The sequence below is a fragment of the Arthrobacter sp. NPDC056886 genome, from assembly GCF_042788715.1.
GTDB lineage: Bacteria > Actinomycetota > Actinomycetes > Actinomycetales > Micrococcaceae > Arthrobacter.
Genome location: NZ_JBHUBT010000004.1, coordinates 76,361 through 97,056 on the forward strand (window position 1 = coordinate 76,361; position 20,696 = coordinate 97,056).

Annotated in this window: 19 protein-coding genes and 1 pseudogene; 14 read left to right on the top strand and 6 right to left on the bottom strand. The window is 64.6% G+C overall.

Going from position 1 to position 20,696, the window contains the following annotated elements; all coding sequences use genetic code 11:
- The first annotated feature begins 10 nt into the window (after nt 1-10).
- The 5 genes from ACFRJ8_RS08525 (at nt 11) to ACFRJ8_RS08545 (ending at nt 4,451) form a co-directional block, all read left to right on the top strand.
- Nucleotides 11-994: an electron transfer flavoprotein subunit alpha/FixB family protein gene (locus tag ACFRJ8_RS08525; RefSeq protein WP_377985681.1), complete on the top strand. Its 984-nt coding sequence runs from the start codon at nt 11-13 to the stop codon at nt 992-994.
- Between the two features lie 2 nt (nt 995-996).
- Entirely contained in the window at nt 997-2,817 is a 1,821-nt protein-coding gene (locus ACFRJ8_RS08530) for a cytochrome b/b6 domain-containing protein (protein ID WP_377985682.1), read from the top strand.
- A gap of 47 nt (nt 2,818-2,864) precedes the next feature.
- Nucleotides 2,865-3,341, top strand: a complete 477-nt coding sequence (locus tag ACFRJ8_RS08535) for a hypothetical protein (RefSeq protein WP_377985683.1) — start codon at nt 2,865-2,867, stop codon at nt 3,339-3,341.
- A 431-nt stretch (nt 3,342-3,772) separates the two neighbouring features.
- Entirely contained in the window at nt 3,773-3,976 is a 204-nt protein-coding gene (locus tag ACFRJ8_RS08540; RefSeq protein ID WP_377985684.1) for a cold-shock protein, read from the top strand.
- 217 nt (nt 3,977-4,193) lie between these two features.
- Nucleotides 4,194-4,451: a hypothetical protein gene (locus tag ACFRJ8_RS08545; protein WP_377985685.1), complete on the top strand. Its 258-nt coding sequence runs from the start codon at nt 4,194-4,196 to the stop codon at nt 4,449-4,451.
- A 135-nt stretch (nt 4,452-4,586) separates the two neighbouring features.
- Here the strand turns inward: ACFRJ8_RS08545 and ACFRJ8_RS08550 are convergent, their stop codons facing one another.
- Nucleotides 4,587-5,333: an alpha/beta fold hydrolase gene (locus tag ACFRJ8_RS08550; RefSeq protein ID WP_377985686.1), complete on the bottom strand. Its 747-nt coding sequence runs from the start codon at nt 5,331-5,333 to the stop codon at nt 4,587-4,589.
- Nucleotides 5,334-5,473: 140 nt separating this feature from the next.
- Here ACFRJ8_RS08550 and ACFRJ8_RS08555 point away from each other — a divergent pair, with 140 nt between their 5' ends.
- From ACFRJ8_RS08555 to ACFRJ8_RS08565, 3 genes are read left to right on the top strand one after another with little or no spacing between them, the layout of a single operon-like run.
- Entirely contained in the window at nt 5,474-6,643 is a 1,170-nt protein-coding gene (locus tag ACFRJ8_RS08555) for an NAD(P)/FAD-dependent oxidoreductase (protein ID WP_377985687.1), read from the top strand.
- Between the two features lie 4 nt (nt 6,644-6,647).
- The gene (locus tag ACFRJ8_RS08560; RefSeq protein WP_377985688.1) at nt 6,648-7,562 is read left to right on the top strand and encodes an RNA polymerase sigma-70 factor; all 915 of its coding nucleotides are present in this window, start codon (nt 6,648-6,650) and stop codon (nt 7,560-7,562) included.
- 11 nt (nt 7,563-7,573) lie between these two features.
- Nucleotides 7,574-8,074: a DUF2867 domain-containing protein gene (locus ACFRJ8_RS08565; protein WP_377985927.1), complete on the top strand. Its 501-nt coding sequence runs from the start codon at nt 7,574-7,576 to the stop codon at nt 8,072-8,074.
- A 165-nt stretch (nt 8,075-8,239) separates the two neighbouring features.
- Here ACFRJ8_RS08565 and ACFRJ8_RS08570 read toward each other — a convergent pair whose 3' ends face one another.
- The 4 genes and pseudogenes from ACFRJ8_RS08570 to ACFRJ8_RS08585 all read right to left on the bottom strand — a co-directional run.
- On the bottom strand, nt 8,240-9,718 hold the full coding sequence (locus tag ACFRJ8_RS08570) for a DUF222 domain-containing protein (RefSeq protein WP_377985689.1): 1,479 nt from the start codon (nt 9,716-9,718) through the stop codon (nt 8,240-8,242).
- Between the two features lie 40 nt (nt 9,719-9,758).
- Entirely contained in the window at nt 9,759-10,631 is an 873-nt protein-coding gene (locus ACFRJ8_RS08575; protein ID WP_377985690.1) for an aminoglycoside phosphotransferase family protein, read from the bottom strand.
- A 324-nt stretch (nt 10,632-10,955) separates the two neighbouring features.
- Complete coding sequence (locus ACFRJ8_RS08580) at nt 10,956-11,261, bottom strand: hypothetical protein (RefSeq protein ID WP_377985691.1); 306 nt, start codon at nt 11,259-11,261, stop codon at nt 10,956-10,958.
- A gap of 181 nt (nt 11,262-11,442) precedes the next feature.
- Nucleotides 11,443-11,598: pseudogene (locus ACFRJ8_RS08585) on the bottom strand (short-chain dehydrogenase); the annotation flags it as partial.
- A gap of 104 nt (nt 11,599-11,702) precedes the next feature.
- Here ACFRJ8_RS08585 and ACFRJ8_RS08590 point away from each other — a divergent pair.
- The 3 genes from ACFRJ8_RS08590 to ACFRJ8_RS08600 all read left to right on the top strand — a co-directional run bounded on the left by ACFRJ8_RS08590 (nt 11,703) and on the right by ACFRJ8_RS08600 (nt 15,627).
- On the top strand, nt 11,703-12,794 hold the full coding sequence (locus ACFRJ8_RS08590) for a type I restriction endonuclease (protein ID WP_377985692.1): 1,092 nt from the start codon (nt 11,703-11,705) through the stop codon (nt 12,792-12,794).
- Between the two features lie 326 nt (nt 12,795-13,120).
- A complete protein-coding gene (locus ACFRJ8_RS08595) occupies nt 13,121-14,485 on the top strand; it encodes a glutamine synthetase (RefSeq protein ID WP_377985693.1) in 1,365 nt (454 codons plus the stop codon).
- Nucleotides 14,485-15,627 (top strand): amidohydrolase family protein, encoded by a 1,143-nt coding sequence (locus tag ACFRJ8_RS08600; RefSeq protein ID WP_377985694.1) that lies wholly within the window; start codon nt 14,485-14,487, stop codon nt 15,625-15,627. Before ACFRJ8_RS08595 ends, ACFRJ8_RS08600 begins: the two co-directional genes overlap by 1 nt.
- A 461-nt stretch (nt 15,628-16,088) precedes the next feature.
- Here the strand turns inward: ACFRJ8_RS08600 and ACFRJ8_RS08605 are convergent, their stop codons facing one another.
- Complete coding sequence (locus tag ACFRJ8_RS08605) at nt 16,089-16,409, bottom strand: hypothetical protein (RefSeq protein WP_377985695.1); 321 nt, start codon at nt 16,407-16,409, stop codon at nt 16,089-16,091.
- A 203-nt stretch (nt 16,410-16,612) separates the two neighbouring features.
- Between ACFRJ8_RS08605 and ACFRJ8_RS08610 the strand changes: the two genes are divergently transcribed.
- The 3 genes from ACFRJ8_RS08610 (at nt 16,613) to ACFRJ8_RS08620 (ending at nt 20,602) form a co-directional block, all read left to right on the top strand.
- Nucleotides 16,613-18,109 (top strand): PLP-dependent aminotransferase family protein, encoded by a 1,497-nt coding sequence (locus ACFRJ8_RS08610; protein WP_377985696.1) that lies wholly within the window; start codon nt 16,613-16,615, stop codon nt 18,107-18,109.
- A gap of 67 nt (nt 18,110-18,176) precedes the next feature.
- On the top strand, nt 18,177-19,307 hold the full coding sequence (locus ACFRJ8_RS08615) for a sugar phosphate isomerase/epimerase family protein (RefSeq protein ID WP_377985697.1): 1,131 nt from the start codon (nt 18,177-18,179) through the stop codon (nt 19,305-19,307).
- Nucleotides 19,304-20,602 (top strand): MFS transporter, encoded by a 1,299-nt coding sequence (locus tag ACFRJ8_RS08620; RefSeq protein ID WP_377985698.1) that lies wholly within the window; start codon nt 19,304-19,306, stop codon nt 20,600-20,602. Before ACFRJ8_RS08615 ends, ACFRJ8_RS08620 begins: the two co-directional genes overlap by 4 nt.
- The last annotated feature ends 94 nt before the right edge of the window (nt 20,603-20,696 follow it).

A 20,696-nucleotide genomic window follows, 5' to 3' on the forward strand; every position in this document is an offset into this window, starting at 1 on the left:
GCGTATCGACATGACTGAATTCCCTCGTGACGCGATCCTCGTCGTCGTGGAAACCGGGCCTTCCGGTGAACTCGAGAAGGCTGCACCCGGACTGATCGGCGCCGCCGCTGCAGTTGGCACGCCAGTTGCACTGGTGCTTGCCTCACCCGGCACCGGGAGCGCCACCGCCGCGGAGGCCGCGGCCCTGGGGGCCGCGCAGGTCCTGCTCGCGGAGACTGACGATCCGTCCGCGCTCGGGGTGCCGAGCGCTGACGCGCTGGCCGCAGCTGCGGAGCAGGTGCAGCCGGATGCGATCCTGATTTCGCATTCTCTGAATGGGCGCGACCTGGCTGGCCGCTACGCCGCACGTTCGCGTGCAGCGATTTCCGCCGATGCAATCGGCGTTTCTCGTGATGACGAGGGCGTCGTGGCACACCACTCCGTCTACGGCGGTGCCTACAACGTGACCTCAACGTCAACGTTTGGGGCGCCGATAATTACGGTGCGCCAGGGCTCCATCGAGGCGCGCGCTGCGGCTCAGCCGCCGGCGTCGGAGTCCCTGGCGGTGACGCCCTCCGGGAAACCGGCCGCGCGGATCGACGCGTTCGACGAGGCAGTTGCCGCCACCTCGCGGCCGGAGCTGCGTGGTGCCACGAAGGTTGTGGCCGGTGGCCGCGGCCTAGGGTCGGAGGAACAGTTCGCCCTCGTTGGACAGCTCGCCGATACCCTCGGCGCCGCCGTTGGCGCTTCGCGTGCCGCGGTGGATGCAGGCTACATCCCGCAGTCGCAGCAGGTGGGCCAGACCGGAGTTTCCGTGTCATCACAGTTGTACATTGCGCTGGGCATTTCCGGCGCGATTCAGCACCGGGCTGGCATGCAGACGGCGAAAACGATCGTCGCCATCAACAAGGATTCAGACGCGCCGATCTTCGAGATCGCCGACTTCGGCGTGGTGGGCGACGTCTTCAAGGTTGTGCCCCAGCTGATTAGCGCACTTGAGGCTCGGAAGAAGTAGCGATGGCAACTCTGTCTCGGAAAATCCGGCGGGGCCTGCCGCGCGTCGAAGGCGGTGACCCCTGGCCTGCAGCAGGCGAGGCGCCCGCACGCATTCTCACGGCCGAAGCGGCAGCCCCGCCGGCCGCTGTTTCTGCGGTGGCACCGGTCGCCGCCGCGCCAGCGTCTCCCGCTCCAGTGGCCTCCGCGCCGCCCTCCGTCACCCCTGCTTCCCAGGAAACGACGACGGTAACGGCACCGGGTGCGGCATTGTCCGCCCCGGTCCCGGCAGTGGACGCAGCCGCCGCAATGGCGCGGCCGCTTCGCCGTGGCCTGCCGCGCGTGCCGGGCGGCGAGCCTTGGCCGCCAGCGGGCGAGGTCTCGGTGTCAGTGCCGGCCCCGTCCAAGGGTCCTGCCGCCGTCGCCGCCGTCGCCACGCCCGCGCCGGCGGCAGCTGCTGCCGCTGCAGATGCTGGTGAGAAAGCAGCGGTGCCGGTAGCGACGTCGCCGGCAGCTGGCCCGGCCACCGCACCCGCCACACTGACGGCGGGAAGCACCCCGCTTCGTCGCGGGCTTCCCCGCGTCCCCGGCGGTGAACCCTGGCCGCCCGCCGGACTTGCTCCGGCTAGCAGCTTGATGGCTGCCGCTGCCGCCCCCGCGGTTCAGGCGGAACCCGAACACGTTGCGCAGGCCCCTGCCCCGGCTGCCAGCCGGGCGGAGACCAGTGCCGAGGCGGAGACCGGTGCCGAGGCTGCCAGCGTGGCCGAGGCCGTCGCCCCGGCTGCCAGCGAGGCGGAGACCATTGCCGAGGCGGAGCCACGTGCTGCCGCGACTGCACCCGCGGTTACGGCCGCCCCAGCATTGGCGGCACCGTCCGTCGCCCCGGCATCAGTCGCACAGCCCGCCGCCGTCGAAAAGCCCGTGCAGCCAAAGGCCGAGGCGAGGCTCTACGGATCGCGCACCCTGGGCCAGTGGATCAAGCTCGCCGTGCTCCTCGCGCTCGGCGCCGTGGCCGCCGCCGGGATTCTTGTGCTCGCCGCGCGCGGTGTGACCACCCTGCCGGGTGTGCCGGAGTTCCTCGAGAGGTACCCCGGCGCGTATGACCTGCCGGAGACGGCCGAGCCAGGCTTCCCATGGTGGGCGCAGTGGGCGCACTTCTTCAACCTTTTCCTGATGGTGCTCATCATTCGCTCCGGTTATCAGGTGCGCACCGAGCAGAAGCCGCCGGCGTTCTGGACGCCGAAGCGCGGTGGCAAGAAAATCAGCATCAACCTGTGGCTGCACCAGTCGCTCGACATTTTGTGGCTGGCCAACGGACTCATCTTTGTGGTGCTGCTGTTTGCCACCGGCCGCTGGGTGCGGATCGTGCCGAGCAGCTGGGAGGCGTTCCCGAATGCGCTCTCCGCGCTGCTGCAGTACATGACACTGGACTGGCCGGTTGAGTCCGGCTGGGTGAATTACAACAGCCTGCAGCAGATCATGTACTTCGTGGTGGTGTTCATCGCGGCCCCGCTCGCGGCGATCACGGGTGTGCGCATGAGCGAGGTCTGGCCGAAGGACGCCAAGACGCTGAATAGGGTTTACCCGGTGGAAGTTGCGCGCGCGATCCACTTCCCGACCATGCTGTTTTTCGTGCTGTTCATTATCGTCCACGTTTTCCTGGTGTTCGCGACCGGTGCGCTGCGCAACCTGAACCACATGTTCGGCGGCACCGACGAGGTGAACTGGGTCGGGTTCTGGCTCTTCGCGGCCGCACTCGCCATCACGGCAGCCGGTTGGTACGCCGCCCGTCCGCTGGTGCTCGCACCAATCGCGAAGCAGTTCGGTCAGGTGAGCAGCCGCTAGGCTTCACTGTCTGCACGCTCACCGCCGGCGCATGGAAGTATTCACTTATGACTTTCGACAATGATGCAGCCAACCTCCCGGCGCCAGTGGACTCTCACGGCACAGACGACTCGACCGAAGTCAGCCGCAGTTGGGACCACATCGGGGCCATCATTGTCGATGCTTCGCTGCAGCGACGACAGAACTACCACGAGACAGTCAGGCCGCGCGTTGTCGCTCTGGTCGCGGCCTGGCCGGACGCCGCCACGACCAGTGGATTCCGGCGGTGCCTCGATACGGGGACGCTTTCCGAAGTCATCAGCTGGCCGTCGCCTGGCCGCCTCGCCCAGGTGGAGGACATGACGCGCGTGTTCGAGAGCCAGGGCATCGAGACCGTATTAGAACTCCGAGGAGCGCTTGGTGACCCCGCCAGCAGAGCCGTTCTCCGGGAGGCGCTTGGGACCGTGCGGCATGTCAGTCCCAAAACGTTGGATTACATCGACACCCTCAGCGGAGTATCAACGGGCGGGGCTGTCGAAGAGTAGATACGGGAGTGGTCCAGGCCCGCCCTGGTCCGAAAGGCGCAAACCCTCGCTGGACCAACGGTGCCGCAATCGGGGGCTAGCCATACGCTCGACCGGATTCGAGAAAGTGGTTCCGGGAAGTTCGTGAATCTGGATCGCCGTGCCGATCACGCGTTCGACCATGCCGCCGTCGAACTGCAACGGCCTCACCGCATCGGCCCCTTAATCCACGAGCACTGGGAAAGTAGGGACTTCGTTTCTTGGCAGCACCCGTGGACGGGATTGCCTAGGGACGCTGCCCATTACTGCCGTTTCGGCGCAATGCGCAAGGGCCGGACGTCCCGTAGGCAGCGTCCGTCCCGGCGGGTAGGTTGGGGTAGACGGACGACGTCGTCCGCAGCGGCCGGCGCCTTACGTCCGGCGGAACAGAGAGCAAAGGCGAAGAAAAGTACATGGCAACTGGCACAGTGAAATGGTTCAACTCCGAAAAGGGCTTCGGATTCCTCAGCAACGACGACGGCTCCGCGGACGTCTTCGCCCATTACTCCGCCATCGTCAGCAACGGCTACCGTTCTCTGGAGGAGAACCAGAAGGTCCAGTTCGACGTGGTCCAGGGCCCGAAAGGTCCCCAGGCGGACAAGATCCACCCGCTCTAGATCCCGCCGCCCGGCGGCAACTAGTGGCGGCTCCTCCTGCCGGGAAGGAGATGGTCAATGGGCGGCAGGCCTGCATAGTCGTCGGGACATGCAGATGCGGCGGGCCAAGGTGCCCGGTGGATACTGCCGGGTCCAGACACCGGTGACTGCCGGTAGACCGCCGCCACGTTAAACAGAATATTTTCTGCTTCCGGACAATGCAGTTGGGGGTACAGCAATGAACAGTACGAGTATCGAGGGCCTGTGGACCAGACTGGATCCAAAGACTCAGGAATGGCTGCGGGCCCACCCCGGCAGCGTGATCCTTCCGCGGAGCGTGACGGAGGCGCTCGTCCGGGCCGGCGATCAGCAGGACACTCTGGAGGGTGTCGATCAACACGGCCAGTTCCTGCTCTCCCCGCAAGACAGCAGCTTCCTCAAATCCATGGCCGCCTCAACCCCGGTTGATCATCCAGTGCCGCCGGGTAGGCCATAGGTCCCACCCCTCGCGGACCGTCCCGACGGGCACGCTGGGGATGAACTTGGACCTCCAGGCGGTCGAGAGCCGACAGCCGGGGCGGCCATTCGGACGCCGGTGGGGGGACATGAACGTCCCACCGACGCGGGTCGGTCAGTGAGTTACAGCTCCAAGTGCCGCTGCCAGGGCTCTGCCAAACCGCGCCGGTTGCTCAAGCATCATCATGTGCCCTGCAACGGCCAGTGTCGTGAAAGTGGCAGCTTGTTCGCGCGCCCAGCCGGGAACGTGCCAGTCTTTTGATGACCTCTGTCCGGCGACCAAGTGAACCGGCATGGACGCGAAGACGCTCCGGAGCAGTTCCTCATAGTCCGGTCCTGAAGTGGCCCCGACGATCGCCTTCGCCGACTCCCAAATCGTTGGCCATGGCTGATAGGCGAGGGCTTCACGCGCCCGTGCCAGGTATTCACCAGCGACCGCGATATCGTCGCCCGTCAGGAATCCGACTGGATCAGAGAGCCGCGACTCGATTGACAATCGGGCTTCGTCCTCGGACATGACGGCGATTGACCGTGACCAGAACGCATCGGCGAGCGAAAAGTTGCCCTCGACGGAGGTCACGGAGGCGACCAGCCAAGGCGATTGATTTGCCAAAGTGAATGCGTACACGCTCCCTATGGAGTGCCCGACGAGGTGGACGGGTCCATCCCCGTGTTCTTTCTCGACGTGCGCGCGCAGGGACGCGACCTGCCCGGCCAATGTGACTGGCCGATCGGTCTCGGGACCGTACCCGTCGAGATCCGGGGCGGTGCATAGGGCCGGTTCAAGCTGGGCGAACGTCTCCCATTCTGAAAAAGGACCGAACAAGCCATGGACAAACACCGTGGGAAGGCAGTCAGACATGGCCTCCATTCTCACAACGTGCACGCCAATACCCAGATGCCACGCCCAACGGGTACGTCATGCGGCCGCCTTGGGTGTGTCACATTTCGGGCCTCTGCGGTGTCCTATGTTCAAACGTTCGTTTAGCGATAGGAGAGACAGTGTCAGACCGTATTCGGGTGGTTATTATCGGCGCCGGGTATGCCGGAGTCATGGCCGCGAACAGGCTCGCAGGAAGTCCGCGACTTTCTGACTCCATCAGGGTTACCGTCATCAACCCGATTTCCGATTTCGTGGAAAGGATTCGCCTTCACGAGGTCGCGGCAGGAAATCGGGAATCAGCCGGGGTGCCGATGCGGTCGCTGCTGCATGAGCGTGCGGACCTCATCGAAGGCACTGTCTCGCGTATTGACCCTGGACACCGCAACGTGCACATATCAGGCGGTCGCGCACCGCTCGACTACGATGTCTTGCTGTACTCCGTGGGCAGTACCCAGGCATCGGGCAAGATTCCGGCCGGTGCGTACGGGTTGAGGGATCCCGAAGACGCGAACCGTATGCAGGCCAGGCTTTCGCAATTGGCTTCAGGCTCAACCGTCAGCATCATCGGAGCTGGCCTGACGGGTATCGAGGTTACTGCCGAAATCGCGGAAAGCTATCCGCAGCTACAGGTACATCTCATTTCCCGGGGAGCCATTGGCGACAACCTCTCCGCCTCCGGTCGACACGCGGTAATGAAACGGCTTTCAGGGCTCGGGGTCGAAATGATAGAGAATACCGATGTGCAAGGATGCGACGATTCCTCGGTCATAACGTCAGGTGGTGACACCTTGCGATCTGACTGCACGATCTGGACCGCAGGATTCAGCGCTCCGGATTTGGCACGTGACAGCGGACTGCCAACCGATGCCCTCGGGCGGCTCATGGTCGACGAGTCACTGGCGTGCCCGCAGTTCCCTGAAATCTTCGGTGCGGGCGATGCCATACAAGCCCCCCAAACGGTCGCCGGCCACCTGCGCATGAGCTGCGCGGCGGCCCTACCGCTTGGGGCTCACGCAGCCGACAGCATCATGGCCCGCCTCGATAAACGAGCTCCGGCCCCGGTATCGGTGGGATACATGCTCAGGTGCATCAGCCTGGGACGTACGTCAGGACTCGTTCAGACCGTGCGTGCCGACGACCGGCCGCGCCGGTTCGTCCTCCGGGGGCGTCTCGCGGCAACGGCGAAAGCGCAGATATGCCAAATGACGCTTTCCTGGATCAGAGGCGAGCTTCGCCGGAGCGGTTCGTACAGCTGGCCCAAGGGCCCCCGGCCGGCAGAAGCCAGGTAGGACTGTGGGGACCGCGGGCGTTTTCGAGGAACACCGTTCCCTGCTTTTCGCCATTGCCTACGAAATCACCGGGACAGTCACGGATGCCGAGGACGTCGTTCAGGAGAGCTTTCTGAGATGGTCCGGTGTTGATGCGGAAGCTGTCCAAAATCCGCGAGCCTACCTGGCCAAAACCGTGACGCGTCAAGCGTTGAACTCCCTCAGGGCAGCTCAACGCCGCCGGGAAGACTACATTGGTCCGTGGCTCCCGGAGCCTGTGGTGACGGCCCCGGATGTCGCTGAGAATGCCGTACTGAGTGAATCACTGTCTTTTGCGATGCTCGTGGTGCTCGAGACCCTGTCCCCCGATGAGCGGGCAGTTTTCGTCCTCCGCGAGGTTTTCGACTTCCCCTACGCGGAGATCGCCGAAGCCACAGACAAGTCGCTTGCGGCCGTCCGACAAATAGCAAGCCGGGCAAAGGCGCACGTGCGCGCGCGGCAACCGCGCTTTGAGGTGGATGCGCGACGGCAACGAGCGGTCGCTGACCGGTTCCTCACGGCTCTGCTTGGGGGCGATATGCAGTCCCTCATGGACGTACTCGCCCCCGGAGCCGTCCTCCTCTCCGATGGGGGCGGAAAAGTCACAGCGGCCCGCAAACCCGTTATCGGCGCGGAGAACATCGTGCGCTTCCTCACCGGCATCGCAAAAACCCCGGTCCCTGATCAGCGGGTTGAATCGTCATCTTTGAACGGAATGCCGGCCCTCATCATTTACAGCGGAGACAGGGTTGACCTTGTGGCCCTTGTTGAATCAAGCAACGAACAGGTTACGGGCATCTACCTCGTACGAAATCCGGACAAACTCGGCGCGACCACCAAAGCCCGAAGCTTCCGCACACTCGTGGCTCATCGCGAGCCGTTCATTGGCGAGGGCCAATGACGCTCGGACCCATGCATCCTGAACTTGAACGCTTCACAAAGCCAGCAGACCATCTAGATGCAGTGAGCGCATACGCATCCTCGTCGCTGCGTGAATGCATCAGCAACGCTCTCTCGTGGCAGCCGACCTGGCTGAAGCTCCTGTTCCTCGCCCGTGGAGGGCTTGCCCGTCTAATGCGCCTCGAGCATCCTTCAAGCCGTCCAGGTCGCCTCCTCCGGCCGGAGGAGATCAGCTTCCACCCTGGTGGCGGACTCGCCTTCTTCACTGTTTCGGCCGGCAAGGAGGACGCATTCTTGGTGCTCACGGCCGAGGACACGCATCTGGTCGGCCATTTAATCGTCGAAGTAGACCCGACGGACACGGGAGCCGAGCACCGATTTCGGATCATCACCGCCGTCCAATACCGCCGCTGGACGGGGAGGCTTTATTTCAACATCATCCGGCCTTTCCACCACATCATCATGCATCGCATGATCGCCGCAGCAAGCAGACCAGGCGAAACCGTCCGGTGAGTCGAGATTGACCGGGGCCGTGATGGGCGTCGGGACAGTGGCCTGAATCGCGCTGGTCCTGGCCGATCCGGCCTTTCAGGATCACGTCGGAGGTAGCGCCGCAGGCCATTAGCCCGGCACATCCTTCGAACCTTTCATTGGGGACGGGAACACGGAGCGCCGATCCTAGGCCGCGACGAACAGTGCCCAGTCAGGAAAGGGATCCACTGGTAACGGTGGCCCGGTCTCTCCGGGTCCGACGGCGCCGGCAAGTTCGTCGAGCCAGTTGGGCGGTTCCAACTCCCAGCCTTCACCGGCGTGGCCGAGGTGCTGCGGCCAGTCTGGTGGTTCCCAGTCTTGTTGTTCACTGGGATAGGAGCGTCCCGCGGGTGAGATCCAGCCGGGTGGCTGGTCCCGGGTCGCGCCAACCGGCCTCCATGCTGTGGTGTGTCTGAGTCGGTGGTGCCGCCGGCATGGTTGGCCCAGGTTGGTGACGCCGGTGCCGCCGCCGTCGGACCAAGCCAACAAATGATCGGCTTCGTTATCCAGGGAATGGTTATTGCAGCCCGGAAAAGAGCACCGGCCATCCCGAAGCCGCAACCATTGGCGCATCGCTTTCGGAACCCGGTAGCTGGTCCGTCCGATCTCCAACGGCGCTCCGCTGCGCGGATCGGTCAGCACACGCAGGAACGATCCGGCGCCATCCCCCACAAGCCGGCGGGCGATGCTCGGCGGAACGGGACCATACCCGTCCAGCATGGCCGGTTCTGTCCCTGCGCCCAAAAGAGACAGCACCGGCACGGTCACCAGGACCTGCGCCTTGGGTGACGGAGTTCCTTCCGCCACCCCCGCCAGCAGCCAGTCAGCGGCGACGTCCGCACGGAGCTGGGCCAGGGTCCGGGATTCATTCGGCGCCTGCAGGGCACGCGCCGCTTCCGTGGCACGGGACCATCCAGCCACCGCCACATCCGCAGTCACATAGGCCGAGAGCCAGGCCATGCCGTCCCGGTCCGGCACATATTCCAGCCGACGGTCCTCCGCACCCTTGCGGTGACGCGTTTCGATGCTTACAGGATGGTGCAGCTCACGCCATTTGCGCGCTTTGGCCCGGAACCTGCCCGGCACCAGTTCCCCCGCCGGGCAGCCCCGCGCGGCAAAGGGAGCTTCGGGGTCCAGGAAATGAGCCTCCAAAGCAGCCGCCGCGGCTGGGTCCAGACCGGACGTTTCATCACACATCGCCCGCGCGTGTTGCCATGAAATGCTCCCTGCCTGCAGCGCTGACAGCGTCAGGGGCAATCCAGTGGTCAGGGTGGCTGACTCCGCCAGGAGCGCCGCCGCCGATCTTTCACTCACGGTCAGGACACAGGCCACCTCTGCTGTCACCGCCATTTCCTGGGTGCTGCGCTCCTGCGGGGAAACGGCTGGGCCCGCCATGGCCACGGTAGCGCGGGCATAGCCGGCGGCGAAGTGCACTTTCAGCGCGGCTAGCCTGGCTTCCATGCTGCCCACTTCAGCCAGGCCGTCCAGGCACGCATCCGATTCGTCCCGAAGATGGTCAGCGCCGGTCGAGGCCGCTTTCTCGGCTCCGCGACCGGCAAATGCAGCCAACCTGGCAAGGGAAGCCTCCATGGCCTCCAACGTCTCAGCAGCTGCTCTGCCTTCCATACCCACAGCGTAATAGGAGCCACTGACAATAACGCCGGCGTCAAAGTTGCAGGCAGAGTCCGTCATCCAGGATCTGCCTGATCCCGAACTTTCCTACGGCGAACATCCGCGGATTATCGTCGGAGTTGCTCAGCATGGCAGTCGCCAGGATGAGAGCCCAACCGCGTGCCCTCATCCAGGTGTCCCCATCCACTGCGGAGCCAAAGGCGCCGATGAAGCGGCGGCGAATGACGGCGTCGAACATCAGCCACCCCACCGCAAGATCGACAGCCGGGTCCCCTGCCCCGACGTCACCGAAATCGATGACGCCGGCCAGGGAGCCGTCGTCCGCCAGCAGAATGTTGCCGGGGTGGAGGTCCCCGTGGAGCATCATCGCCGGCCCATCCCATGCTTTGGCGGCACACGCCTGCGCCCACACTGCTCTCAGCGCTGCCGCCTGCGGGTAGCGTTCGTGGTCCCCGAGCCGTTCCACCAGTACAGCTTCACGGTCTGTAAGCGGCACGCCTCGGAAAGGGTTCACCGGGACGTCGGGTTCGGCGGGCACGTGAAGGGACAGCAGGAAATCGGCCAGGCCTTTAGCCGCCGGCCCGCGGCCTGCCGGGCCGACGCCAGCCGCAGCAGTTCCTGGGACCCACCGCACGATGCTCCACGGCCATGGAAAGTCCGACGTCGGCCTGCCGGCATGGACGGGGACAGGGACCGCAACCGGGGAGCGGCGAGCTATGTCTGGAAGGTAGCGCTGCTCATGCAGTATCAGGGAAACGGCCTCCGCCCTGCGCGGCAGCCGGACGGCCATGCCGTCACCGAGCCGGAAGGTCGCGTTGTCCCAGCCGTTCTCAACCCATGCTAAAGGACAATCACCGAGGTCCGGCCGCTGGTCCCGGACGAGGCGCTGGACGACGGCGCTACTCACTTCCACCGTGGCTGGCGGCATTCGCGCCATTCAGAAATCCGCCTTCCTTGTCCCTGCAGTGCAGTCCGGTCCATTCCCTTGTCCGAATATAGTTCAACACCCCAAGAGCGGACGGGCGCGGAACGAGGTCAGCGTCGAACGGTCCAGGGTGGCCGACGCGGGGTTGTTACTGACACGGTGTTGCGACGCAAAGGGGTCCGGGCATGGTCCAGCCCGCTGCAGGACATGGAATCGGACGACGGCGGGACCTCCCGCCGACGTCTGGGCCCGGGGGCCTGAAGTTGTGGCTAACTCATCCGGCGGGGACCACCGGGTTCTCGGCGATCAGCCAGCGCCCTGACCCTCGCGGGCCATCTCTTCCAGAATCCTGGCTGTCGGTGCTGCCGTCATCAGCTGCCCAATCACCTCGGGCTTGTCCCACACCTGGCTGCGCAACTTTTCCAGAAAGCCGGTCGCGGCGTCCCTGGTGTCGAAGTCAAGCAGCACGCCAACGCTGTTCTGGTCCTCTGTATCCCGGAACAAGCGGACAGACCGGGCGCCCGAGGCAGCGCGGCCTGCGGGATCGGTGTCGAAGACTTTCTTAAATGCCTCGTAGTCCCGGACCGGGTAGCTAATTTGCAGGGTGAACATCGTCGTTCCTTTCCCTCGGGCTGTGTCAGGGCCACGATAGGCCGTCCGGCGTTATCCGGGTAGGGCCGGACGGAGGAGTTGATCCGGCGCTGCGCTGCCCTCCTGACACAGGGGAACGAGCGACACATACGGACGACGGCGGACATCCGGCCGTCGTCCGCTTGCGTTGGGGTGCCGCTCCCTACAGTGCCGACCAGCCGCCGTCGGACGGGAGGATGCCGCCGTTGAAGTTGGTGCCGTCATCACTGAGCAGGAAGGTGACGAAGGCGGCTAGCTGCGCGGCGGTGGCGGGCGTGGGGACGGTGGCCAGCATCAGCGGGCCGAAGCGTTCGGCCGCTGGACCGGATCTTTAGCCAAAATATCACCCGCCTACGCTACTTTCATCAAAGTGACACAGGGCTGCGCTACGGTAGGCAGCACCATCAATTCTCAGGGGGACAAATGGAGTTTGCAGAAAAACTTTCAGCTTTGGCAGCAAAGGTGCGCCAACAGCGGGGAGTAATCCAAACGGAAGAGGCCACAAAGAATGCCTTCGTCATGCCCTTCATTTCTACAATTCTTGGCTATGACGTCTTCAATCCCATGGAAGTTGTCCCGGAGTTCATTGCGGATGTCGGGCTCAAGAAGGGTGAGAAGATCGACTATGCGATCGTCAAGGACGGCGAGGTCCAGATCCTGATTGAGTGCAAGAAGTCCACGGAACCGGTGAAGATCGAGCACGCATCCCAGCTCTTCCGGTACTTTGCCGTGACCAATGCCAGGATCGCCATCCTTACCAATGGCGAGGTGTACCAATTCTTCACGGACCTTGATGCTCCGAACCGCATGGACGCCAAGCCGTTCCTCGTGCTCGATTTGAACGACATCGATGAATCCCTCATTCCGGAGCTGCAAAAGCTTTCCAAGGATGTCTTTGATCTCGACTCGATCATCAGCGCGGCAGGTGAACTGAAATACATCGGTGAACTCAAGAGGACACTGGCGGCACAATTCAAGGAGCCGGAGGACGAGTGGGTTAAGTTCCTCACCGGTCGCGTGTATACGGGTCCCTACACCCAGAAGGTGCGTGAGCAATTCACCGCGCTGGTAACCAAAGCGTCCAAGCAGTTCCTCAACGATCAGGTCAATGAGCGGCTGAAGAAAGCCCTCGGCGCCCCGGCCTTCCCGCAAAATGATGACGCCACAGTGGCCGCTAGCGTCACCAGCGCACCCGTGGCCGAAGCGGACCTGGCCGAGGCTGACGGACTGGAGACCACGCTGGAGGAAATCGAGGGGTACCAGATCGTGCGGGCCATCGTCTGCAGCGAAGTCAAGCCTGCTCGCGTGGTGCAGAGGGATGCCAAGTCGTATTTCGCGGTCCTGCTGGACGACAACAACCGCAAGCCGATCGCGCGCCTGCACTTCAACCGCACCCAGAAGTACATCGGCATCTTCGACGACAATAAGGAAGAGACGCGGGTGCCCATTAGCTCACTGGAAGAGATCTACGAGCACACGGCAGCACTCCGCGCGAGCGTCAAGAGCTACCTGTAAACACACCCGCACTTTGACGGGAACGCCTGCACATTCCGGAGGCATACGCCGCCGGACGGCACAACTGCACTGAAGAGCAGGCCGGAAAGACCCCGAGCCACCGGGGTAGGAATAGCGGACGACGGCGGGGCTTCCCGCCGTCGTCCGCTTGCGTTGGGGTGCCGCTCCCTACAGTGCCGACCAGCCGGCGTCGGAGGCGAGGATGGCGCCGTTGACGTTGGTCCGTCATCGCTGAGCAGGAGGGCGTCGGGGGCAGCGCCGCAAGCCATTAGTCGGCACAACCTTCGGACCTTTCATTGGACGGGCAGGCGTCGCATCATAGGCGCATGACTGAATACGCATCAGCCGACGAATCCGCTGCTGCCAAGGCTCAGCGCGAGCTCGAAGCGGCCGGCGTCCGCACCGTGATCGGCACCGTGGTGAACGCTTCGGGCATCACGCTGGCCAAGAGCGTTCCGTTAGCCCGGCTCAAAGCCTTCCACCAGTCCGGGATGGGCGCTGCCCCTGTCTGGCATGTTTTCACCATCGACGGCGGGATAGCGTTTACGGACAGCATCACCACCGTTGGCGATATGCGCCTCAAGATCGATATCGCCGGGCTCCGCGTTCTGCAGGGTGGCCGTGCATGGGCGCCGGGCAGCCTTTTCGAACAAGACGGGTCCGCGTCTCCGGCCTGTGCCCGCGGCCTTCTGGCCGACGTCGACGGCAGCCTCGAGGTGGCCGGATACCAGGCCCTCGTGGGCCACGAACTTGAATTCTTCCTGGTCGCCCCGGACGGTTCAGCGCTGGAAAACGCACCCTGGGTTCCGTACGGGGCAACCGGCCTTCTGGACCGATCGGAATTCCTCGATGATCTGCTGTCAGCGCTGAACCATGCCGGCATTCCGATGGAGCAGATCCACGCCGAATACGGCAGAAACCAGTTCGAGTTTTCCCTTCCCCCTGCTTCGCCGGTTCAGGCCGCGGACACCGTGGTCCTTGCCAGGATCATCGTTGGCGTCGTCGCCCGGGCCCACGGCATGCAGGCCTCGTTCTCCCCTCTGCCCTTCCCCGGCACCGTCGGAAACGGTGCCCACCAGCACCTTTCGCTCCACAAGAACGGCCTGCCGCTGTTCTCCGGCGGCAGCGGACCGCACGGCATCTCCGCCGAGGGCGGCGCGGCCATTGGCGGAATCATCGCAGGACTCCCCGATATCCAGGGTTTCCTCACGGGATCAATCTTGTCCGGAAGCCGCCTGACACCCGGCACGTGGTCAGGCGCCTACTTGTGCTGGGGCCTGGAAAACCGGGAAGCCTCGGTGCGCTTCCTGAACGAGGGCAAGAGCAATCCGCACGGAGCCAACGTCGAGGTGAAAATCGTCGATCCGTCGGCCAACGTGTATCTGGCGTCAGCGTCCATCCTCGCGCTCGCCCTTGACGGTATCCGCGGCGGGCGCAGTCTTCCGGAAGAGATCCCGGGCGACCCCGGACGGCTTTCGGAAGGCGAGCGGCACCGGGCCAACATCCTGCTGCTCTCGGACTCCCCCACCGCCATCATCGACACGCTGGACAAGTCACGCCTTGCACGCGGACTTCTCGGAGACGCGATCGTCGATGCCACGGTGGCCGTCCGGCGCTACGAACAGCGGATCTCCGCGGACCTCTCACCGGACGAGCTTGCTGAACGCTTTCGACTGGCCTGGTCGATCTAATGGCGGGCGGTTCATTCCCCGACTTCGTCGAAGAAGTCAGCCTGATCGATCACCACGTGCATGGCGCGTTTAACTCCGACGGTGATGAGGCACGCTTTCAGAACTCGCTCAACGAAGGAAACACCGAACCTCTGGCCCACCCCGAGGACGCCTACACCACACAGGTAGGGCTCGCCATCCGCCGGTGGTGCAGCGGCATTCTTGATTTGCCACGGCACGCCTCACCGGCGGACTACTGGAGCCGGCGCTCCGAGCTTGGAGAACTCGAGGTCAGCCGGCGCATGACCCGCGCTGCCGGCGTGAGCGACTGGCTGATCGATACAGGCTTGGATGCCGCTGACTACCTCGGCAAGGCCGGCATGGCCGACGTCTCCGGCGGGCGAACCCACGAGATCGTCCGGCTGGAACTGGTCGCCGAGTCGCTAATCCAGGAGATCGCCAACCCGGAAAACTACGTCACCGAATTCGGGCAGCGGCTTCACGAGCTCACCCGCACCGCCGTGGGCGTCAAAACCGTTCTCGCCTACCGCGCAGGATTCGACCAGAATCTCCGCCGGCCCACACCGGCTGCCGTCGCTGAAGCGGCCCGCCGCTGGCAGGAGAACGCCCGCGCCGGCACCCAGGCGAAGCTCACCGACGTGACACTCATTGCCCACGGGATCCACACAGCGGTGTCGATGCAGCTTCCGCTGCAGTTCCATGTGGGATTCGGCGACCGCGACCTGGACCTCCACAAGACCAATCCCCTGTACCTCTTGGATTTTCTGCGGTCCCCCGAAGTCCGGGACACACCCATCATGCTGCTCCACTGCTATCCATTCGAACGCGAAGCCGGCTATCTGGCCCACGCCTTCGAAAACGTCTACATGGATGTGGGCCTTGCCGTGAACTTCACCGGGTCACGGAGCCGGGATCTGGTGGCCCGCTCCTTCGAGCTGGCTCCCTTCACGAAAATCCTCTACTCCTCCGACGCATACGGCCCGGCCGAACTTCACTACCTCGGGGCCAGGCTGTGGCGCACCGCAATCACCAAGATAGTCGGCGGATGGATCGACGACGACGACTGCTCCGCAGCGGACGCGCGCAGGATCGTGCAGCTCGTCGCACACGAGAATGCCCGCCGCGTGTACGCGCTCCCCTGAGCGGCAAGCCGAGATCCCGGGCCAGCAGAACGGAAACCCTGCTGACCCCTCGGGCAGCGGGCGACGGTGGAAGCTCCCGCCGTCGTCCGGGTGGTAGTTGGCCCCACCTCCGCCAGTACGGCCCCGCAGGAGATCATCCAATCTGCTCTGACCGCCCGCTATCGTCGCGCCGCTTTCACGCACCAACCTCTTGTGTACTTCCGAAGAACCTTACGAAAATCGGGCGGGTAGTCATTCCACAAGAAATCCTGCCCAGGACCGGTGTCACACCAAAGATGATCTACAAGAAACTGATGTCACCCTCAAGCGCGAACGATTCCAGGACATCTGCAGGTGCGTTGTCCCAGTTTCGGTATACCGTGACATCCCAGCGGGTGCGACAGTGCTGATTGAGGGCGAAGTGGACGAGTTGGTACGGATCCTGCGGGCCCGCCGGTCCTCCTAGCCTTGGCCCGGTCAGATCATCTTCCACCGGTCGAAGCGGCCTGATAGGCAGGGTGGCTTTCATCTGCGCCCCTTCCGTGGCCCAGGGGGTGCCCGCCGTGCGCGAAACGCTGAAAGTCATGCAAGCCGCTGCCACGGAGATTGAGCTCCGCGGGAAGGAAAGATCGAAGAAGTCGAGAAGCCATGTCGGCGAGCGGCCGGCAGCGGCGACGAAGACAAGAGAAGATTGAGCCGAGGCGTTCGGCCGCGAGCTGGGATCCCCAGTTGGCCACGATGTTGGTGATGGTGGAGCCGGGCGCGACGACGTTGAAGCGCAGGCCCTGAGGCCCGTACATCACGGCCGAGTTCTTGGTCAGGCCGCCGACGGAAGGTGAGTCGGGGTGGCCGCGTCAACTAGGCAACGATACGAGAATCTCTACACCGGCCGATATGGATATCACCGGGACGTCGTCGATTCTCCGCCCACCGCCCTCCGCGGATCCGATGAAACCGGGGGCCCGTAAAATGGTGCCATGGTGAAATCAGCTCCGCGGTTCGCGGGATGAAGAGCGCTGGTGGCCGCCTGCTCGCCGGACTTGAGCTCGACCGCGCCGCGGCTCAGCCCCTGCACCAGCAGCTGTACGCGCAACTGCGCACCCAGATCCTGACGGGTTCGGTGCCGAATGGAACGCGTTTGCCCTCGACCCGCACACTCGTTACCGAATTGGGAGTATCGCGGATCACGGTCGTGTCTGCGTTCGAGCAACTCACCGCCGAGGGCTTCCTGCGCTCGCGCGCGGGAGACGGCACGTACGTCGACACCCTGTGGAGCGATGCAGCCCCGCAGCGGCCGATGTCCCGGCCGCCACTGTCCGAACGTGGAGCCGCCACCTCTTCGCGGGGCACGGACCTGTTCAGCGAGGCGCCGAACGCGTGGGCGCCGGCCGAGACCGAATCGTTCGTTGCCAGCCAGGTTGCGTCGTCGGCTTTCCCCGCTGCGACCTGGAAGCGCCTGCTGGGGCGCCATGCCGGGCGCACCGATCCGCGTGCGATCGGGTACAGCGATCCCCACGGCTATCGCCCACTGCGCGAAGCGATCGCGGACTACGTCAACGACGTTAGAGGCCTGGGGTGCACGGCGGACCAGGTCGTCGTCACCTCCGGTGCACAGCAGGCCTTCAACGTGCTGGCGGTGCTCCTGCTCGACGCCGGCGACCCCGTCGTCGTCGAGGACCCGGGGCACATCTCCGGACGGCTCGCCTTCCAGTCCCAGGGCTGTCCTGTCCGAGGCGTTCCCGTCGACGACGAGGGGGCGGTCCTCCCGGACGATCACGACGACGCGGCTCCGGCACGCCTGGCCTGCTTGACCCCAGCGCGGCAGCATCCGCTCGGCATCGCGATGAGCCCGGCGCGGAGGGCGGAGTGGATCGCGTGGGCGCAGCGAAACGGGGGCTGGATCGTCGAGGACGACTGCGACAGCGAGTTGCGCTACCGCGGGAAACTCTTCCCGACGCTGTTCGGGCTCGATCTGAGCAGGCAAGTGATCACCGTGGGCTCCTTCAGCAAGGTGCTCGCGCCGTCGATCCGCCTCGGATACTGCGTGCTGCCGGAGGACCTGGTGGAGCCGTTCGCATCCGCTTCATCGGTAATCGGGCGCCCGCCCGCGATGGTGCTCCAGATGGCACTCGCGGACTTCCTGTCGGAAGGGCATCTGCACGCCCATCTTCGCCGCACCCGGCGTCTGTACGCTGCACGTCAGGACGCCCTGCTCGAAGCAATCGATCATCAGCTGAGCCACAGGATTGAAGCCGCCCCGGTCGACGCTGGCCTGCACGTCATGGGCTGGCTCCGTGAACCGGTCGACGATATCGAGGTAGCGCGGGGACTTGCTGCAGGCGGGGTGTACACCTACCCCCTCGGCGAGTACCGGCTGACCCGACAGCTTCCCCCGGCGCTGCTGATCGGGTTCGCCGGCACCGCGGAGGAGCACATGCCGCAGGCTGTCGGCAGGATGGCCGCCGCATGGGACCGATGGGAGCACGTCACTGCAGGTTCTTGAATGGACTTAACGGCTGCATCCTTAATGGACCTTTTTCGAAATCCATTACCGGCGTACAAATGAGTGAGTGACATTCGCCACCACCCCTGACACGCCTCCCGAGGAGCCAACGATGCCCCCTGCCGACGCCCAATTCCAGGCGCTCCTGATACCCCGCCTCAACGAAGAGGAGATCGAGTCCCTGCCCCGCCTGACCGACAAGCTGGCCCGGACCCTGATCGAAAGGATCGACCACGCCCCTCTGTTCGCACACGCCTACGCCCTCCTTGGCAACCTGACCTACGGCGGGTACGGACCCGATGACGTGCTCGACTTCGCGCACCGGCACGGCCTGGCCGGCGCATGCATCCACCTCCTCGACGGCGAGGAGCGGAGCCTGGGCCGGATGAGCGACGGCAGGCTGTGCGAGTTCGCCGACCGCGCGCGCCGCCTGGGTCTGAGCATCCACCTCGAGATCAGCACCACCCTGCGCGCGGACGTGGACGAGGTGGTCCGGATCGCGGGCGTCCTCGGCGTCCAGCACATCCGCGTCTACTCGCGTTTCGAGGGCATGCTCTCGGAAGTTACGACTCTGATCGAGCAGGACCTGCGCCGGCTCGCCGTGCTCGCAGACGAGCACGACCTGCACTTCTCCTTCGAGCAACACGAGGAACTGCGCTCCACCGAGATCGCCGAGTTGCTCCGCCGGGCCTCCCATCCGCGCCTGCATGCCATGTTCGATTTCGGGAACATGATTAATGCCTGTGAGCGTCCCATGGATGCCCTCTCCGCGCTCGCGCCGCACATCCTGCAGGCGCACCTGAAAGGGGTCCATGTTCTCCCCGAGGGGGACGGATATGGTCACCGCGGTGTGCTGCAGGGAAGTCCTGAGGACGACTTGCCCGGTGCGCGGATGCTCTTCGAACTCCTGATGCTCGGTGAAGACAAGCCCCAGGTCATCGCCCTGGCCCTCGAACAGGAAAACCTCTACTACGCTCCCGCCTTCCGCCAGGCCGGCGAGGGCGAGGACCCGTTCATCCCGTACCGCGATCTGAGCACTACCGGCATCCCGGCCGGATGGACCCGGGATGAGCTGCTCGCTGCAGAACCAGGCTGGGCCGACCACCAGGTGGCCTATGTGAAGGATCTGCTCACCTCGCTGCGCGACATCGCCGTCTCGCAGCTCGACACAACGAACTCTCTGGCAGGTGCACGATGACCACATTGGCCCAGACCCCCCGGAAGACCACGAACCGCGTCGACTGGAGCAAATGGATCCGCTTCGCTCTGCTCGTCATGGCGGGCGGCACCATCTACAAGCTCGCCAACCTCAAGGACGCGTTCTACGTCCCCATGCAGGAGGCAATGGGCCTCAGCCACACTGAGATCGGTACGCTGCTGAGCGTCAACTCGATGGTCGCGACGGCGCTCTTCATCGTCGGCGGCTACCTCGCCGATCGCTTCTCCACGCGGATCCTCATCCCGCTCGGACTCGTCGGCACCGGAGCGCTGGGCCTGTTCCTCAGCACCTTCCCCGGCTTCAGCACGCTCCTCCTCCTGTTTGCCCTGCTCGCCGTGTGCTCGGACTGCCTGGTCTGGCCCGCGTTGCTGAAGAGCATCCGCCAGCTTGGCGGTTCGAACGAACAGGGGCGGCTCTTCGGCCTGCTCGAGGGCGGTCGCGGCGTCGTCGACACTGTCGTGGCGTTCTCCGCGCTGGGAATCTTCGTCCTGCTCGGTTCGGGTACCGGCGGATTCCGTGCGGCCATTGCCTTCTACGCCATCATCGACGTCGTCGTCGGCGTGCTGTTGTTCCTGCTGCTTCGCAGCCAGACCCGCGAGCAGGCGAGCAAGCAGCCCGTGCCGAAGAAGCAGAAGGCCGGCCCCGGCGAGATCTGGCGCGCGGCGAAGCAGCCGCAGCTGTGGTGGGTGAGCTTCACGGTGTTCATGGTGTACGTCGTGTACTGCGGCCTCACCTACTTCATCCCCTATCTGACCTACGTCTACGGGCTGCCTGTTGCGCTGGTCGGCGCCTACGGCATCATCAACCAGTACGGCCTGAAAATCATCGGTGGCCCCATCGGCGGAGTCCTCGCGGACAAGGTGTTCAAGGGTGCGAGCCGGTACATCCGGTTGGCGTTCCTGTGCCTGATCCCGGTGGTGGCGGTGCTGCTGCTCCTCCCAACCGATCCGAGCAGCCAGATCCCGGCGATGATCGTGACCCTACTGTTCTCGCTCATCGTCTTCACCATGCGAGGTGTGTTCTGGGCGCCGATGGACGAGGTCGGGATCCCGGAGGAGACCAGCGGCACGGCTTTCGGAGTCGCATGCCTGGTCGGCTATGCACCAGGGATGTTCGCGTTCATCCTCTACGGGGCAATCCTCGATGCGAATCCGGGAGCCAGCGGCTACCACATCGTGTTCATCGTGCTCGCGGCGCTCGCGCTCGTGGGAGCGATCGTGTCCAGCGGGCTCGTGCGAGTCGCCCGGGCCCGACGGGCTGTGGCCGAGGTCTGATCGGCTACCGGACGACGGCGGGACCTCCCGCCGTCGTCCGCTGGCGTTTGGGCGCAGCCGCCTGCAGCGACCCAGATCTCAATTTTTTGACGTT

Excerpts from the sequence above, each read along its gene's own strand:
- ACFRJ8_RS08610 (WP_377985696.1), top strand. The coding sequence starts at position 16,613 with ATGAAGAGCGCTGGTGGCCGCCTGCTCGCCGGACTTGAGCTCGACCGC.
- ACFRJ8_RS08545 (WP_377985685.1), top strand. The coding sequence starts at position 4,194 with ATGAACAGTACGAGTATCGAGGGCCTGTGGACCAGACTGGATCCAAAG.
- ACFRJ8_RS08550 (WP_377985686.1), bottom strand. The coding sequence starts at position 5,333 with ATGTCTGACTGCCTTCCCACGGTGTTTGTCCATGGCTTGTTCGGTCCT.
- ACFRJ8_RS08525 (WP_377985681.1), top strand. The coding sequence starts at position 11 with ATGACTGAATTCCCTCGTGACGCGATCCTCGTCGTCGTGGAAACCGGG.
- ACFRJ8_RS08595 (WP_377985693.1), top strand. The coding sequence starts at position 13,121 with ATGACTGAATACGCATCAGCCGACGAATCCGCTGCTGCCAAGGCTCAG.
- ACFRJ8_RS08580 (WP_377985691.1), bottom strand. The coding sequence starts at position 11,261 with ATGTTCACCCTGCAAATTAGCTACCCGGTCCGGGACTACGAGGCATTT.
- ACFRJ8_RS08590 (WP_377985692.1), top strand. The coding sequence starts at position 11,703 with ATGGAGTTTGCAGAAAAACTTTCAGCTTTGGCAGCAAAGGTGCGCCAA.
- ACFRJ8_RS08540 (WP_377985684.1), top strand. The coding sequence starts at position 3,773 with ATGGCAACTGGCACAGTGAAATGGTTCAACTCCGAAAAGGGCTTCGGA.
- ACFRJ8_RS08565 (WP_377985927.1), top strand. The coding sequence starts at position 7,574 with ATGCATCCTGAACTTGAACGCTTCACAAAGCCAGCAGACCATCTAGAT.
- ACFRJ8_RS08530 (WP_377985682.1), top strand. The coding sequence starts at position 997 with ATGGCAACTCTGTCTCGGAAAATCCGGCGGGGCCTGCCGCGCGTCGAA.
- ACFRJ8_RS08570 (WP_377985689.1), bottom strand. The coding sequence starts at position 9,718 with ATGGAAGGCAGAGCAGCTGCTGAGACGTTGGAGGCCATGGAGGCTTCC.
- ACFRJ8_RS08600 (WP_377985694.1), top strand. The coding sequence starts at position 14,485 with ATGGCGGGCGGTTCATTCCCCGACTTCGTCGAAGAAGTCAGCCTGATC.
- ACFRJ8_RS08535 (WP_377985683.1), top strand. The coding sequence starts at position 2,865 with ATGACTTTCGACAATGATGCAGCCAACCTCCCGGCGCCAGTGGACTCT.
- ACFRJ8_RS08620 (WP_377985698.1), top strand. The coding sequence starts at position 19,304 with ATGACCACATTGGCCCAGACCCCCCGGAAGACCACGAACCGCGTCGAC.